Below are 16,254 nucleotides of genomic sequence, written 5' to 3'. Positions count from 1 at the left end.
CGGGAATCGCCTCAAGGCTAAACACCAACGGTTGCTGAATCCCTTGTTCCTTCAGCCCGTGCCATTTGGGCCATTTGGTTGTTGGCGCCTGCCCCCTTTTCCGCGGCCCGATGCCAACGGGTATCCTGGTGACTCGCTTCGATCGACGAGGAATGACCGATGAAACTTGCCGCCAAATTAATCCTGCTGTTCATGCTGGGCGTGCTGGGCATCGTCGCCCTGTTCTCCTGGCAAACCATTCGACGACAACTCAAGTGGGACGAGGAACTGCGTGCCAACCACGTCGATGACGTCGTCGGGGCGCTGAAACCCGCGATCGACGATGCCTATCGCAACGGCGGTGTGGTGACCATTCAACAGGCCATCGAAGTGACCGCGCGTCATATCCCCGGCCAAGAATTGCGTTGGGTCGAAGGCGTGCCGGCCGGCGATTCGGAAACCAAGATCACGTCACGAAAGGTCTCTCGAATCTCGGTTTCCGACAAAGACGGCGAAACCGTCGCCCACACGTTTGTGCCGTTGGAAATCGACGGGTCGCAAGCCGGTGGCGTAGAAGTGTCTCAATCGATGGAGCAGCAGGAACAATTCATTCGCGATTCCATGATCGCTTCACTGCTGTCACTGCTCGGCGTTGCCGCCCTGTCCGGCATGATGATTTACTTTGGCGGCGTCCGGCTGGTCGGCAAACCGCTCGAAAAGCTGATCGATCAAGTCCACCAGATCGGAGCAGGCAAGTTGCCTCAACCGCCCGCCTTGAAACGCAGTGACGAACTCGGATCGCTGGCCCAAGCGATCAGCCTGATGAGCCGACAACTGGACCAGCAGCAGAACACGATTCGGCACACCGATCGGCTGGGAACCGTCGGCACGCTGGCCGCCGGCATGGCGCACGAGATGGGCACCCCGCTGAATGTCGTTGCCGGCCGGGCCGGTCTGATCGCGAGCGGAAAACTGTCACCCGAGGAAGTCCGCCAAAGCGCTCAAACGATCAAGTCCGAAGCCGAACGGATGACCACGTTGATTCGTCAATTGTTGGATTTCGCACGCCAATCGCCGACCACCCACACGCGGATCGACATCGGCCAGATCGCCCGGACCACCTGTGATCTGATCGAACCGATCGCGGACAAATCGTCCGTCAAAATTGATCTCCGCGGCGGTGACCAAGCCTACCCGATCCGCGGTGACGCCACACAGATCCAACAAGTGCTGACCAATTTCCTGACCAATGCGGTCCAGGCCATGCCCGACGGCGGCACCGTCACCGTCGCCCTCGAGCGTCGACAGTCCTCGCGGGGCGATCGGATGGTTGTCCATGTGACCGATCACGGCCGAGGCATCCCGCGGGAACAACTCGATCATGTCTTCGAACCGTTCTACACCACCAAGGATATCGGACAGGGAACGGGGCTCGGACTGTCGATCGCCTACGGGATCGTGCGAGAACACGGCGGCGACATCGAAGTTCAGAGCGAAGAAAACGTGCAAACCACGTTCACTGTCTCCCTGCCCGCCGCCGACGAAACAACAACCGCTGCCGAAGAACCCACAGCCGCCGCCCCATCATGAACGGAACCATGTCCAACGCAAACGTCTTGATCGTTGACGATGAACGAAACATGTGCGAGTTGATCGAGACCGATCTGCGACTGCGGGGAATCAACAGCCGCTGGTGCCTGTCGGCAGCGGACGCGGTGGAGGCCCTGCATCAGGAAAACTTCGATGTGGTGCTGACCGATGTAAAAATGCCGGGCACGACCGGTTTGCAACTGTGCCAGCAGTTCACCGAATCCAGACCCGATGTGCCGGTGATCGTGATGACCGCTTTCGGAACATTGGAAACCGCGATCACGGCGATGCGCGCCGGCGCGTATGACTTCATCACCAAGCCGATCGAGATGGACCTGCTGGCGATCACGTTGCGGCGGGCGATCGAACATCGTCAGCTGTCCGAGCAGGTCCGATTGCTGAACGCGTCGAGCGACGAAAACGGCGCGTTCGGAGAGATGATCGGCAAGAGTCCCGCAATGGTGAAACTGTACGAACAACTGCAGCGTGTCGCACAATCCGATGCCGCGGTTCTAATCTGTGGCGAAAGCGGAACCGGCAAGGAGCTTGTCGCCCGGTCGATCCATGCCAACAGCCGCCGCAGCGAGAAACCGTTTGTCGCCGTCAACTGTGGCGCGCTCAGTGAAACATTGCTCGAGAGTGAACTGTTCGGCCACGTCAAGGGAGCCTTCACCGATGCACGGAGCGAACGTCGGGGGCTGTTCCTGGAAGCCGACGGCGGAACGCTGCTGTTGGATGAAATGGGCGAGATGCCGATGCCGATGCAAGTCAAGTTGCTGCGGACACTGGAAGAACGATCGGTCCGCCCGGTGGGCAGCGACAAAGACATTCCCTTTGACGTCCGTGTCTTGACGGCAACCAACCGTGACTTGGAAACCTCAGTCGCCGAGGGGCGATTCCGCGAGGACCTGTTCTATCGGATCAACGTGATCGGCATCCAGTTGCCGCCGCTGCGAGCCCGGGGAACCGACACGCTACGACTGGCGGAACATTTCTTGAAACAGTTTGCCAGGTCCGAACGCAAATCGGTGGACGGGTTTGCCGATGGCGTGGCCGAAAAATTGCTCGCGTATTCTTGGCCCGGCAACATTCGCGAGCTGCGCAACGTGATCGAACGCGCCGTCGCGCTGACGCGTTACGACAAGATCACGATCGAAGACCTGCCGGAAAAAATCAGCAATTTCTCCGCCCGCACGCTGTTCCTCGGCGGCTTGGATCCGAGTGAATTGGTCACGATGGAGGAAATCGAACGCCGCTACATCAACCACGTGTTGGAAGCGGTCGGAGGCAACCAGACGCAAGCCGCCCGGATCCTGGGGCTGGATCGAAAAACGATCTATCGCAAGTTGAAGCAGGACGCGTAGGTCACGCTGTGCGTGACGATTGGCATGCACAGCATGCCCTACTTGCGCGAGGTAATGCATGACGGACCACGCCCCTCCGCCATCACTTCAACGGCAACCCGGTCAGCTTTTCGCCGTTGGTGTCGAGGATCTGAAAGTGGTGGATGCCGACTTTCTTGCCGTCGGTGTATTTCCAGACTACTTGTTTGTCGCGTGTGACTTCAAACAGCTTTGGTGCCGTCGGGTTCTTTCGTCCACCGGCATAGCTGGTGATCACCACGTTGCCGTTGGGCAGCACCTGGCTGCCGCAAGGATCTTGCAACCAGGGTCCGGGCAGGTCATCGTTGGTCAACTGCCAAACGATTTTCCCGGACGCATCGAAGTCGACCACTCGGTTTCCGTGCGTGCAGCACACCAGGGTCTGTCCGTCAGCGTGGCGGATCGCGGTGAACGGCCAGGTGTGGATGGCATGCTCGGTATCGCCGAGCACCGTTGTATCCAGCTGATCGATGATGCGGCCCTTGGCGTCGTAATGAAAGACCGCGAAATTTAACAGATGCGGCGCCAGGTACGTCCCGTCGGCCAGCTTTCTGGCCATCCGCGTCTGCATGTGATGGTTGTCTTTTTGACAGGCTAACGGGAACTCCACCCGAACCGCTCCAGAACGATCCACCTCGATCAACCGCGGGTTCGTGCCGGCTTCGGTGATCACGAACGTCCCATCAGACGTCGGCTGGGCGCTGTTGACTTCCGACTGCGTCCCTTTCCAGATCACCGTTTCCGTTCCGTCGGGAGTGATTTCAACAACGGCACCGCCGGAGTATCGCTTCCCCTTGTTGAGCGTCAGGACGATGTTTCCGTTTTCCAGGACGTATCCATCGCGTGTTGCGTGGGGATAGGTCCATGTTTTGTTTCCTTTGCCATCGACAATGTACGTCGCCGCGCCGCAGGCGAGAAAACCGTGGCTTGTCGGCTCGGCGGCGCGAGACGCGGAGAAGGTGATGACGCAGCACAACACGGCGGTGATCGATCGAACAAAATTTCTGCAGCGTCGGACGGGCCCGATTTCCGTCGTTCCGTCGAGGGTTTGGGTGACAGCACGTGCCTGTTGGTCAACGGACGTGATTGGGTGTTGGGGTTTCATTTTGCACTGGGGAATGTTGGGCGTTGAAGGGACGGTTGCGGCTGGCCGGTGGTCAAGCGGAGTGAACGCCGGCGGAGCCGGCGAGGATGGAAAGCAGGATGCTACCACACTGTCTGGCCGCCGGCGGAGCCGACGAGGGTGGCAAGCAGGATGCTTACCCCACTGTCTGGCCGGCGAGGGTGGAAAGCAGGATGCTTGCCCCTCTGTCTGGCCGACGAGGGTGGCAAGCAGGATGCTTACCCCACTGTCTGGCCGGCGAGGATGGCAAGCAGGATGCTTGCCCCTCTTCGGGCATCACCCGATGATGTCATGTACCACGTGGCCTTTGACGTCGGTCAGCCGCATGTCGCGTCCGCCGAATCGGAAGGTCGACCGGGTGTGATCGACGCCCATCAGATGCAGCATTGTCGCGTGCAGATCGTGGACTTCGACGCGGTTTTCGATCGCCTTGTAACCGAACTCGTCGGTCGCACCGTAGGTGGTGCCGCGTTTGACGCCACCGCCGGCCATCCACACGGTAAATCCGAACTGGTTGTGGTCGCGTCCGTCCTTGCCTTGGGCAAAGGGCGTGCGTCCGAATTCGCCTGCCCAAACGACCAGCGTCTCGTCCAGCATTCCGCGCTGGCGAAGGTCTTTCAACAACGCGGCGATGGGCTGGTCGACAGCGCGGGCGTTGTTTTCATGGCCCTGTTTCAGGTTGCCGTGTTGGTCCCACCGGTCACCGCCGACCTTGGGGCACGTCAGCTCGACAAACCGGACTCCATTTTCGATCATTCGACGGGCGATCAAGCACTGGGCCGCATAAATCCGTGTCGGTTCGTAGGTTGATTCCATCCCATACATCTTTTGGACGTGGGCGGGTTCGTCTTTGATCGACATCACTTCCGGAACCGCCATCTGCATCGCATAGGCCAGTTCGTAATTTCGGATCGCTGAATCCAGACTATCGTGCCGGCCGAACTGTTGGGAGGCGAAGCCATCCAATTGGCCGATCAAATCCAGCTTTTCACGCTGTCGTTGCGGGGACGACTCGGTCGGCGCGATATTGGCGACGCCACTTCCGGAAGGTTTGAACACCGATCCCTGGTAGCTGGCGGGCAGGAATCCGCTGCCGAAACAATCCAGCCCGCCGGGCGGAATCAGTCCACCGTTGATGACGACAAATCCGGGCAGATTCTGGCACACGCTGCCCAGGCCATAATTGACCCAGGCCCCCATGCTCGGACGCCCCTGCAGACCGCTGCCGGTGTGCAGAAAGTAGTTGGCAAAGGTGTGCTCGGGAAATTCTGAAACCATTGATCGGACGACCGCCAGTTCGTCGACACAGGTCGCCACATGGGGAAACAGGCTGCTGACGGGGATGCCCGATTCACCGTGCTGCTGAAACTCCCAGGGGCTCGCCAGCACGGTCCCGTTGTTGTTGAACTGAGTCGGTTCGACGTCGAACAGGGTGCCGGGATCTTTGCCGTCGAACTTGGTCAGCAGCGGTTTTGGATCAAAGGTGTCGACCTGCGACGGTCCGCCATCCATGTACAAGAAGATCACATTCTTGGCACGTACTTGATGATGTGGGCCGTGACCGGCTTTGCCGAGTTCCTCGGACGGAGTCGACTCGAGAGAATAAGCCGCGTCCTGTGCCAAGCCGGCCAACGCGACGGCCCCAAAACCGCTTGCGCAGCGTCGCAGCATGTCGCGACGCGAACTCGGCTGGGCTTGATAGCGGTGGCAGGGGAAGAGAGAGTGCTTGGTCATCGCAGAAAAATAAACTCCTTGGTGTTGATCAGCGCGTGGGCGAAATCGCTCCACAATTCGGCGTCGTCGGGATCCACTTGGCGGGCTTCGCGCTGGGAATCCAAGAACGCCTGGGCGACGGCCAGTTCTTGATCGGTCGGTCGTCTGGCAAAGGCCGACGTGTACATCCAGCGGATCCGCGGCTCACTGGAGGAGTGCAACGAGATGGCGCGGTCGGCCCATTGACCGGCCAATTGAACCACCAACGGATCGTTCATCAGAATCAATGCTTGGGCGGGGACGTTGGACACGTTGCGTCGCCCCATGGTGCTGAACGGAACCGGGGTATCGAACGTCAACATGAACGGCGAGAGGAAGTTGCGTCGCACCGCGGTGTAAATCGATCGTCGACGTGCTCCATCGAGCGGGCCGCTCCGCCCCGGTCGGCCGCGTCCATCCATGAAGGCCGTCAGGTGGATCGGGATCGGCTCCCCGAATTGGACCGGGTCCAAGGCTCCGGAGATCGACAACAGCGCGTCCCGAATGACTTCGCCTTCGAGGCGTTTCGGAGGGCGGTGGTGAAAGAGTTGGTTCTTAGGATCGGCGGCCACCGCGGCGGGATCGGCCAGGCTGGACATCTGATAGGTCCGTGAGAGCACGATCCGCCGAATCATCCGTTTGAGACTTTGCCCATCCTGACGGAATTGGGTCGCCAGGTGATCCAACAGATCCGGGTGCGTCGGTCGCTGGCCCAACACGCCGAAATCGTCCGTGGTGGGCACGATGCCTCGGCCGATCAAGTGATGCCAGATTCGATTGCAGATGACGCGTGACGTGAGCGGATTGCCGGGATCGTTGATGTGTTCAGCCAGTTCCCGTCGCCCGCTGCCCGATCGGATTTCCATCGGGTCGTCACCGGAAATCGCGGTCAGAAAATGTCGGGGTTCGATCTCGCCCGGCTTCGATGAATTGCCACGAATGTAAATCGATGCGTCTTCGCCTGTCCCATCGAGCATCGCCATGGCCAGTCGAGAGCGATGCATGATCTGCGTCTGCAGTTGCGATCGTTCTTGAGACCACAGGCGGGCGATTTCGGAAAGCTCGTCCGCCAGGATCTCGCGGGCTTGGCTTGCCATCTTTTCCACGCCGGCGGCGATCGCCTGTTGTCGCTGTTGGAGATGTTTTCGATCCGGTTTCGACGCCCCTTGCGTGATCAGCGAAACTTCCAGCTGGGCGTTTTCGTCCGGGGTGAATTCCAGGTGCAGCCGATGGCCGACGTAACGATTCAGATTCAATTGCACCCAGTCGTCGGTCGGCTTGATCGCCTTGATCGTCTCGCCGTGCAACGGGCCGGCGATCAAACGGTGGGAGTCCACGCAGGCGACGACGTGACCGGCACCACGCACCAGACAGGCAACGTTGCCGTCGGTCAAGGTGAACGTCGGCGTCCGCAAGGTGCGTCCGCTGCGGGGCAGATTGGCCAGCCGACTGCGGTTGTTCACCCCCGTTTCGCTGACCGACTGCAAGCCGTTCCAAAAGGGATCGCTGACCGCTGCGGAAACGGCCGTGAATTCAATCACCGGCTTGCCGTCCTTTTCGGCGACCATGCTTTGGCCGGCCCGGCGCGGCTGGTCTCCGAACAGAAACCCGTCTTGATAGAACCGGTCCGCAGAAATGGTTTCGTAGTCGAACACGATCACCGCGGCCGACTCGGGTTTCAACGGGGCGACGGGCTCGGGCGATAACGGATGATCGGCCAGCAATTGGTCGACCGAGCTGCGGTACTTGGCATCGATTGCCGACAAGGCATCGGCGATTTTGCGATTGTGTTCGATCGATTCGAAACGGACCTGCCGGTAATCGCTGCCTTGGAGAAAGCCGGTCAACGAGTAGTAGTCGGCGGTCGAGATGGCATCAAACTTGTGATCATGGCAGCGGGCACAGGACACGGTGACACCCAGAAACGCTTTCGACATGACATCGATCATGTTGTCAAACCGGTCGCTCTCGTCCTTCAGAATGTCCACCGGTGAATGGACCCATTCGCCGAGAAACCAAAATCCGGTTCCCAGAATCGATTCATTGAATCCCTTGTCAGGGTTCGTCCGCGGCCGCTCCAGCAAGTCACCGGCAAGGTGTTCGCGAATCAATTGGTCGTAGGGCACATCGGCGTTGAGCGCGCGAATGATGTAGTCGCGGTACTGGAACGCGTTGGGCGCATCGTTGTCGAATTCGTGGCCCCGCGATTCGGCGTAGCGGACCAGGTCCAGCCAATGACGTCCCCAACGTTCGCCGAAGTGCGGCGAGTCGAGCAGTTCGTCGACAAGCCGTTCCAATGCTTGGGGCGACTGGTCACCAAGAAATCGTTCGGCTTGCTCGGGGGTCGGCGGCAAGCCGATCAAATCAAAGGACACGCGTCGCAGCAGGGCCGATCGGTCCGCATCGGTGGACGGTTCCAACCCCGCCTGCTCAAGCCGGTGGAGCACAAAATGGTCCAGCGACTGTCGCGGCCAGGTGTCGTCTTTCACCTCGGGAGGCAGGGGCGATCGAACCGGTTGCCAGACCCAATGGTCCTGGGAACGTTGCTCAAGATCAAACTCGAGCCGCGTCGTCGTCTCCTGCGGTGCATCTTCGGGCGGCCACGGTGCCCCGATCTCCACCCACCGCTCCAGCGTCTCGATGTCCGCCGCGGGCAGTTTTCCCTTGGGCGGCATCTCATACGATTCATACCGAACCGCTTCAATCAGCAAGCTGCCGTCGACATCGCCGGGAACGACCGCTTCGCCGGAATCCCCCCCCCGCAGCATCGCCGCCAAACTGTCGACCCGCAGCCCCGCCTGAAGCTTCTTTGATTTCGTGCTGTGACACGAATAACAATGCTCTGCCAACAGCGGACGGACTTCTTTTTCAAAGAATTCCAACTGTTCCTCGGTCGGTGCCATCGCCACCGACTCGGCCGGAGCAATCCCCACCAATGGGCAGGCCAAGAAACCGGAGGTTAACACACAGCGCCAAACAAATTGCCGAATCGAAGTCACTTCTTCTCCACGTTGATCGAGCCGGGACACGCAAACCAGACGGTATTCTACCTGAAGAAGGACGATAACGGATCCGGCAGTTTTCCAGCCGCAATCTTCATCCTCGAAACGTTGCGCCAGGGTGGGACTCCATCGTAGTGGTGCCGATGAGAAACCGAGAGGGGAAACTGCGACAGCGGGCCAACGATTTACGACTCAGCGTCACCCGATGTAACTCAGCCTGGACGCCTCACCGATGCGTCCATCACGATCACCTTGGCACCGCGTACGTGTCCCCGCTTCAGTTCCACGAGTGCCCGGTTGGCCTGTGCGAGCGTGTACGTCTGCACCTGCGGTCGGATCGGGATCTCCGCCGCGATCGGCAGAAACTCCGCGATGTCGGTGTGCGTGATATTTGCCACGCTCTTGATCTCTTTTTCCATCCACAAATGATCGTGGTAGCAGAGGCGGCTGAGGTAGTCCTTGTCGGCGTCCTCCTTGCGAATCGCATTGATCACCAATCGTCCTGCCGGTCGCAAGTTCCGCAGCGCTTCGACAATCGGCTTCCACGCCGGCGTGGTGTCGATGATTGCATGCAACCGTTCCGGCGCACGGTCGTCGGTGGCGCCCGCCCAGTGTGCCCCCAATTCCAGCGCAAACTCACGGGAACGTTGATCGCGGGCGAACACGTAGATTTTCGTTCGCGGATATAGATGCCGAGCCAACTGCAAGACTAAGTGTGCCGAGCCGCCGAACCCTGTCAGCCCCAGCAGACCGCCGTCGAAAAGATTGGCCAGCTTGAGCGCCCGGTAACCGATCCCGCCGGCGCACAACAACGGTGCCGCTTCGGCGTCGTCGAAACGGTCTGGAATCGGATACACATACCCCGCGTCGGCGCACATGTATTCGGCGTAGCCGCCGTTGACATCACGTCCGGTTGCACGAAACGAGCCACTCAGGTTCTCCAGCTTGCTTCCCGATGAAGAGTAGATCCAGCCGACGCCGACTCGCTCTCCGACCGCCCAATCGGTGACACCGTCTCCCAATGCGACAATGCGGCCCACCACTTCATGCCCGGGCACCACGGGCAAACGCGAGGGAGCGGTACGGCCTTCGATCTCGTCCAGTTCCGTGTGACAGACGCCACACGCCAACACCTTGATCAATACCTCTCCGCGACGCGGATCGGGAATCGGCAATTCGACCCGCTCGAGTGGCGTCTGGCAATTGTCGAGCGAAACGATCCGCGGCAGCACCATCGCGTTCATCATGTCCATCAGTTTTTCTCCGACGATCCCCATTCAATTCGCGTGCCTTGTCAGACAGCAATTGACGTCAGACAGCAATTGACATGCCGCTGACCAAGCACGGCCGTTCGGCACATGTTTTGCTTCCATGCTTTGCTTCTAGGAACGCTGATTCGACGCTCGACGCTGCAGCGTCGCAATCTGAGCCGAGAGATCCAATCGACCTGGTTCGAAGGGGAGTGAGCAACATGATTGAGTGGCCGATCGGTCTTTCCACGGGTTGTTTTTACCGTCACAGCATTTTCGATTGTCTGGAACGAATCCGAGCCGGCGGATTCAACCTGATCGAAATCTGTTCGTTTCCGTCGCACCTGGACTACCACGATTTTGAGATGGTCAAACGTGCCGGTGATCTGATTCAGCAATTGAAGATCGAACCGTATTCGTTCCACGCACCGTTTGCCGAACAGATCGATATCACGTCCCCCGACGCGAATATCCGCAATCGATCGATCGAAGAAATCGTCACCGCCGCAACGGCTGCTGCGGAGATCGGTGTTCGCTATTTCGTGATCCATCCGGGTCCGGAACAACATGACCTTCCCGAAGATGAGCGAATGCACCGCATGGAACTGGCCGCCCACTCGCTGAATCTGATCACCAGCGAGTGCATTGAACTGAACGTGGGACTGGTGCTGGAAAACATGATGCCGCACCTGTTTTTCGGCAAACCCCGAGACGTTCTTTGGATCTTGGGTGCGATCGAAAGCACCGATGTCGGGATCTGCCTGGACACCGGGCATGCCTACCTTTCCGGAGATCTGCTGTCGGTCGCGCACAAGCTTTCCGGCCACCTGTGGATGGTTCACGCCAGTGACAACGGCGGCGTGGAGGATGACGATCTTCCGCCGGGGGACGGCACGATTGAGTGGGAGCCATTCATCAGGCAGCTCGACCGTGTCCGCTTTGAAGGCCCCATCATTTTGGAACTCAACGGCAACTCCGATCCCGAAACCACGCTGGATGGTGCACAGCGAGGCAGTCGCTTTATTCGGGAAGTCAAACGGCGCGTCGAAGGTGCGAATTCGCACATAACAGTCTAACGCCGCGAATCCGGTGTGCGGATTTGGCCGGAGATGTGCGGGACGCCGGCGGAAAGAATGTCTGCGATGTGAATCTCCGCAGAACAGCGGTCGGCCGATTTGCCTCTACAAGTGTCTACGCCCACAGACCGAGAACGATGCCTCGGGGATCGCGGAGACGCCTTGCAAGCGCTGCGGCGAGCAGGGTGGGGGGGAAAGAGCAGGATTCGTGTGGTCGAATCGATTCCGCGACCTCGACTCGGCACAAGAGATGCACCATGGATGGAGCGCAAACTGGGTCTCCCGATGGAGTGGGTGTCATCGTTTGACGTTTTCCTTTACGCAGGAGAGTCCCGGTCAAAATCGCACCACGTTCGCGTAAATTTCCCCTGGCGTTGGACCTCGATCGCGCCAAAAGATTGACCAGGTAATTCGATGAGCATCGATCTGAGCACCAATTTTGGCGGCTTGCATCTCAAAGCCCCCATCGTGGTGGGCTCGTGCCCCATGACGGCGGAAGAGCCGAGTCAAGTCGCGTTCGTTTCCGCCGGGGCAGGGGCGATCGTGCTGCCCTCGCTGTTTCAAGAGCAGGTGTTGTTGTGGAACGATCGTAACGGGATCGCGCTTTCGGAGCAGGACAAATCGTTGCTCAAACGCAGTCGCCGCGTGCCGGTGGAGAACGCCGGATTTGATGCCGAGTCCTATTTGAACATGGTCACTCGGGCCAGCTCACAGCTTTCGATTCCGGTGATCGCCAGTCTGAATGGTGAGAGCGGCGGCAATTGGTTGGACTTTGCCAAGGAAGTGGAGCAGGCCGGTGCGGCGGCAATCGAGTTGTGTTTGCAGCCACCTCCACCATGCGTGTATGGCACGGCACGCGAAGTCGAAGACGCGGTCGTCGAAGTGGTGACGAAAATCGATCACGCCATCAAGATCCCGCTGTTTGTCAAGCTGCATCGTAGCTACACCCGCCTCAGCCAACTTTCGTGCCGTTTGTTGTCCGGCGCCCAGGGATTGATTCTATTCGGCCGATTGCCCGACACCGACATTTCCCTGGACACGTTCGAGCTGAAATCCGAGTGGACGCTCACCGAACCGGGAACGGTCAGCAAGATCATCGGGCCGGTCATGCAGGTCCACAGTTACTGTCCCGGCATGCCGTTGGCCGCCTGTGGCGGAATCGGTACCAGCATCGATGTCGTGAAAGCCTTGTTGGCTGGAGCCGACGTCGCCATGGTCACCTCGGCGGTCTGCCGCGAAGGACCGACGGTCGTTCGCACACTCGTCGATGGTTTGCGCAATTTCATGGAACGCCGTCACATGAAATCGCTTGATGACCTATTCGAGAATCGCCCGCTGGAATTTGACACCGAATCCCAACGCAATGACTACCTGAAAGGATTGACGGCGCGATTTGATCCCGCAGAAGTCCGCAGCAAAGTCTCCCGTCTGCACGGCGACCGCTGGGGCCATCCGATCAGCGATGTCGTGGATGGCTGAACGGTCGACCGAACAAGGTCAATCGAATGAGTTAGCGGAACGGCGCGAGCGGGCTGTCGATTTAGTGAGCCGCGACGCGTAAGCGGCCGGGCATCCAGGCGTGGCCCGAGGCCTTACGGCCAGCGGCTCACCATTGCCTCGTCCAATTTCTTAAAATCGACAGCCCGCGAGCCGTCCGGTCGCGCTTCAAAAACACCCCTCTTGGCGTCAAAGTAAGTAGCATTGATCGCCAGCGTACGGGTCCAACATCATCCACCAGCGTGATCGAGGCACGCAACCATGACCACACCCCGATCGTCGCCTCACTCCGCAGGCCGGCTCTTTTCCGCGGTCCTGTTTCTCGTTTCGGTACTTGGCGTAGGGTTGGCCGAAGTCGCAACGGTCGACGCCCAAGTCGCCGCATCGACACAGCCGCAAACCGCCACCTCCGGGACGCTGGGCACGGGCACGACTTGGGAAACCCCCTGGTATGTCATCGATAGCGGTCAGGACGGCCCGACGGTGTTGATCACCGGCGGCGTGCACGGAAATGAACCGGCAGGATACCGAGCGGCCGAGCAAATTCGACATTGGCCCATCAGTCGCGGAAAGCTGGTCGTCATGCCGCAAATCAATCGGCTGGGTCTGGCAGCCAACATCCGTTGGTCACCAGAACATCGGAATGATCGCCTGCGCCGCGATCTCAACCGCAGTTTTCCGACGTCCGAGCGAGAAGACGCGTTGACCGAGCACACCCGAGCGATCTGGGAGTTCATCACGCGTCACCAACCCGATTGGGTTTTCGATCTTCACGAGGGATTCGATTTCCATCGCCTCAACGCCGACTCGGTCGGTTCAAGTGTGATCGCCTTTCCCGACCAACGTGATTTCGCCAAACGAATTCAGCAAGCCGTCAACGCGGACGTCGATCCGCAGCGTCGTTTCGACCTGTTGGCGAAAAGCGGCCCCGTGGTCGGCAGCCTGGCCCGAGCGTGTCACGAACAACTCGGTGCCGTGAGTTTTATTTTTGAAACGACGTTCAAAGACCAACCGCTTTCGCTGCGAACGCGACAGCATCGACGGATGGTTTCGACCGCGCTTGAGTCGATCGGCGTGATTGCAGAGGACTGTGTCGATCGTTTGGCACCGCAACCGGCACGCGGGACCACGAACGTGGCGTTGTTCGACGATTCGGGAGCCAACGAAATAAAAGTGATGAAGGTTCTTGAGGGTCGGCCGGAGCTGCTGGTTCGAAAGGTCGGTCGGCACGACATGCGACCGGGCGTCTTGGATCAATTCGACGTTCTGGTGTTCCCCGGCGGCTCGGGAAGCAAACAAGGCAAGGCGATCGGCCCGACCGGGCGTGATCACGTCCGCCAGTTCATTCGCGATGGCGGAGGCGTCGTGGGAATCTGCGCCGGCGCCTACCTCTGCTCGTCGCACTATTCCTGGTCGTTGAACCTGATGAATGCCGCAGTGTTCAACACAACGGTGGAGATCCCCGGCAAGGGACGCAAGTCGATGTGGTACCGCGGTCCCGCTACCGATGTTGATGTCGAACTGACTGACCATGCATCTCAGGTGCTGGGCGTCTCCGGAACGCAATCGATTCAGTACCAGAACGGTCCGATCCTTTCACCGGGAGACAACGACTCGTTGCCGGAGTATGAACCGTGGGCCTTCTTCCGCACCGAGAACGGCATTTACGAGCCGCAGAAGAACACCATGCTCGGCGCCCCGGCAATCGTCTTCGCTCGGTATGGTCACGGGCGAATCCTCGCCATCAGCCCACATTTCGAAAGCACCTCCGGTCAAGCCGGGGTGATCCCACGAGCCATCGCCCACGTCAGCCGCAATTAAACAAAGTGTTCCCTGGATCTGTCGGTTCTTTTGCGAATCAGGCTCTGCAGCGCGATACAATTCTATCCAACTTGAATCATCCCGACACCCTGCACAAACACGGTCGTGTTCTGCGACCTCATCATCGAACCACCCTTTCGAGCGCGATCATGACGAAACGATCAATCCCTGGTCGGCATCCACTCACCTGCTTGGCACTGGTCGCCGCCCTCACCACCGCGGCGTCTCCGCCAGCCTTGGTCCGGGCATCCGAACCGACGACGGCGCTGCAGTTGTTCGAAGAACGGATCATGCCGATCTTTCGCTCGCCCAATCCGTCCAGTTGTGTGCAGTGCCACCTGTCCTCAGTCGACATCAAGGACTACATCCTGCCCTCACACACCGAAACATTCGTCGCGCTGCGGGAGGACGGATTGGTCGATGTGGAGGCCCCCGAACAGTCAAAGATTTTGACGCTGATTCAGATGGGCGAAAAAGAGACCGATCCGTTGGCCAAGCGAATCCACGAGAAAACGCGGCAGGCCGAATACGAAGCGTTCTCCGCGTGGATCAAAGCCTGTTGCAGTGACCCTGACCTGGTTTCACGCTCCGCGCCGGAGCAACTCGCGACGGTCGGACCGGCCAAACCCTTGGAAGTCGTCCGGCATGCCCGCAAGAGTCGCGTGCTGGAAGCGTTCACCCGCAATGTTTGGTCGCAGCGGATGCGTTGTTTCCCCTGTCACACGCCTGATGAAATTGACGCCGACAATCCGAAGCATCAAAAGCCGGCCGAGCGGCACGGTGAACTCGTCAAAACCTATGGCGCGCGGATGAATCTGTTTCGCGAAACTCCCGAAGCGACGCTGGCGGCATTGGTCGCCAGCAGCCGCAAGCAAGACGGGAAACGATACCCGTTGATCAACTTGCGAGAGCCGGCCAAGAGCCTGTTGGTGCTCAAGCCGACGGCCAAATTGCCGCCCAAGCAGGACGACGGCAGCCTTGCCAAGCCGTCTTCGGCCGACCCGGTTTCCCACATGGGAGGCATCAAGATGCACGTCGATGACCACTCTTACAAATTGTTCGTCGCTTGGCTGGAAGACTACGCCGCGGTGGTCGGCGACCAATACGCGACCGCTGACGAATTACCCACGGACAACTGGATCCCGACCCAGCGGATCTTGCGGGTCAAAGGGACGCCGGCGGATTGGAAACCGGGCTCCGTCGTCCAACTGTTCGTTCACGGCAAAGATCCGTCGGGCAACTGGTCGTCCGATCCCGTCGCGTTCACGCAATCGGTGGTGACCCCCAGAGGCATGGTCAACGGAGCGTTGTTATTGATCGCGTCGAACCTCGGGCCAAACCATGAGGCCGCCGAGGACGCGTTTCCGCTTGTTCCGGGAGAGTACTTGGTCAAAGCATACGCGGACACCGAAGGCAAAATCAAAACGGCTCCGTCGCAGCTGCTCGATGCGTCCGACTTCGCCGGGCAGGCCGTGATCGACGCAAAATGGTTGAGCGGTTTTCCCCAGGCAGAGACTTTCGAAGGCGCTCGCTTGGTGAAGTAACAGCGATCCACGCTCTGGCGAGAGTGGCGTCAGCTTCTCACTTGCGAGTGTCCTGCGACAGCAGATGCCGTTGGTGTCCAACCTTTAGACGCTCCCACTCGCTGCGAGGCAGCGACACCGGGCGGCTAAAGCCCAATACCGCTAAGTTAACATGAATGAGGGGGCCCGGACGCTGGCGCGAACCGGCTGATGTCAAACGAATATCAGCCGTTTGGCGCGAGCCTACGGGCCCTCATCT

Annotated in this window: 10 protein-coding genes; 6 read left to right on the top strand and 4 right to left on the bottom strand. The window is 59.5% G+C overall.

Annotation, left to right across the window (positions count from 1 at the left end; all coding sequences use genetic code 11):
* Window positions 1-159: 159 nt before the first annotated feature.
* Both NZK35_RS31185 and NZK35_RS31180 read left to right on the top strand, forming a co-directional pair.
* Window positions 160-1,569: a sensor histidine kinase gene (locus NZK35_RS31185; RefSeq protein WP_259636448.1), complete on the top strand. Its 1,410-nt coding sequence runs from the start codon at window positions 160-162 to the stop codon at window positions 1,567-1,569.
* An 8-nt stretch (window positions 1,570-1,577) separates the two neighbouring features.
* On the top strand, window positions 1,578-2,933 hold the full coding sequence (locus tag NZK35_RS31180) for a sigma-54-dependent transcriptional regulator (RefSeq protein ID WP_259636447.1): 1,356 nt from the start codon (window positions 1,578-1,580) through the stop codon (window positions 2,931-2,933).
* 82 nt (window positions 2,934-3,015) lie between these two features.
* Here NZK35_RS31180 and NZK35_RS31175 read toward each other — a convergent pair whose 3' ends face one another.
* The 4 genes from NZK35_RS31175 to NZK35_RS31160 form a co-directional block, all read right to left on the bottom strand.
* Window positions 3,016-4,056 (bottom strand): SMP-30/gluconolactonase/LRE family protein, encoded by a 1,041-nt coding sequence (locus NZK35_RS31175; protein ID WP_259636446.1) that lies wholly within the window; start codon window positions 4,054-4,056, stop codon window positions 3,016-3,018.
* A gap of 294 nt (window positions 4,057-4,350) precedes the next feature.
* Window positions 4,351-5,745 (bottom strand): DUF1501 domain-containing protein, encoded by a 1,395-nt coding sequence (locus NZK35_RS31170; RefSeq protein ID WP_259636449.1) that lies wholly within the window; start codon window positions 5,743-5,745, stop codon window positions 4,351-4,353.
* Between the two features lie 59 nt (window positions 5,746-5,804).
* Window positions 5,805-8,825, bottom strand: a complete 3,021-nt coding sequence (locus tag NZK35_RS31165; protein WP_259636445.1) for a PSD1 and planctomycete cytochrome C domain-containing protein — start codon at window positions 8,823-8,825, stop codon at window positions 5,805-5,807.
* 215 nt (window positions 8,826-9,040) lie between these two features.
* Window positions 9,041-10,105: an alcohol dehydrogenase catalytic domain-containing protein gene (locus NZK35_RS31160; RefSeq protein ID WP_259636444.1), complete on the bottom strand. Its 1,065-nt coding sequence runs from the start codon at window positions 10,103-10,105 to the stop codon at window positions 9,041-9,043.
* A gap of 194 nt (window positions 10,106-10,299) precedes the next feature.
* On the opposite strand from NZK35_RS31160, the gene NZK35_RS31155 reads away from it, so the two are divergent.
* The 4 genes from NZK35_RS31155 (at window position 10,300) to NZK35_RS31140 (ending at window position 16,016) form a co-directional block, all read left to right on the top strand.
* Window positions 10,300-11,154: a sugar phosphate isomerase/epimerase family protein gene (locus tag NZK35_RS31155; protein WP_259636443.1), complete on the top strand. Its 855-nt coding sequence runs from the start codon at window positions 10,300-10,302 to the stop codon at window positions 11,152-11,154.
* 414 nt (window positions 11,155-11,568) lie between these two features.
* The gene (locus NZK35_RS31150) at window positions 11,569-12,633 is read left to right on the top strand and encodes a beta/alpha barrel domain-containing protein (protein ID WP_259636442.1); all 1,065 of its coding nucleotides are present in this window, start codon (window positions 11,569-11,571) and stop codon (window positions 12,631-12,633) included.
* Between the two features lie 279 nt (window positions 12,634-12,912).
* Window positions 12,913-14,472, top strand: a complete 1,560-nt coding sequence (locus tag NZK35_RS31145) for a BPL-N domain-containing protein (RefSeq protein ID WP_259636441.1) — start codon at window positions 12,913-12,915, stop codon at window positions 14,470-14,472.
* 149 nt (window positions 14,473-14,621) lie between these two features.
* Complete coding sequence (locus NZK35_RS31140) at window positions 14,622-16,016, top strand: hypothetical protein (RefSeq protein ID WP_259636440.1); 1,395 nt, start codon at window positions 14,622-14,624, stop codon at window positions 16,014-16,016.
* Window positions 16,017-16,254: the final 238 nt, after the last annotated feature.

It is taken from the genome of Stieleria sedimenti (genome assembly GCF_025060895.1).
Lineage (GTDB): Bacteria > Planctomycetota > Planctomycetia > Pirellulales > Pirellulaceae > Stieleria > Stieleria sedimenti.
The sequence above is the reverse complement of the archived record's forward strand: the minus strand, read 5'-3'. Positions and strand labels throughout refer to the sequence as shown.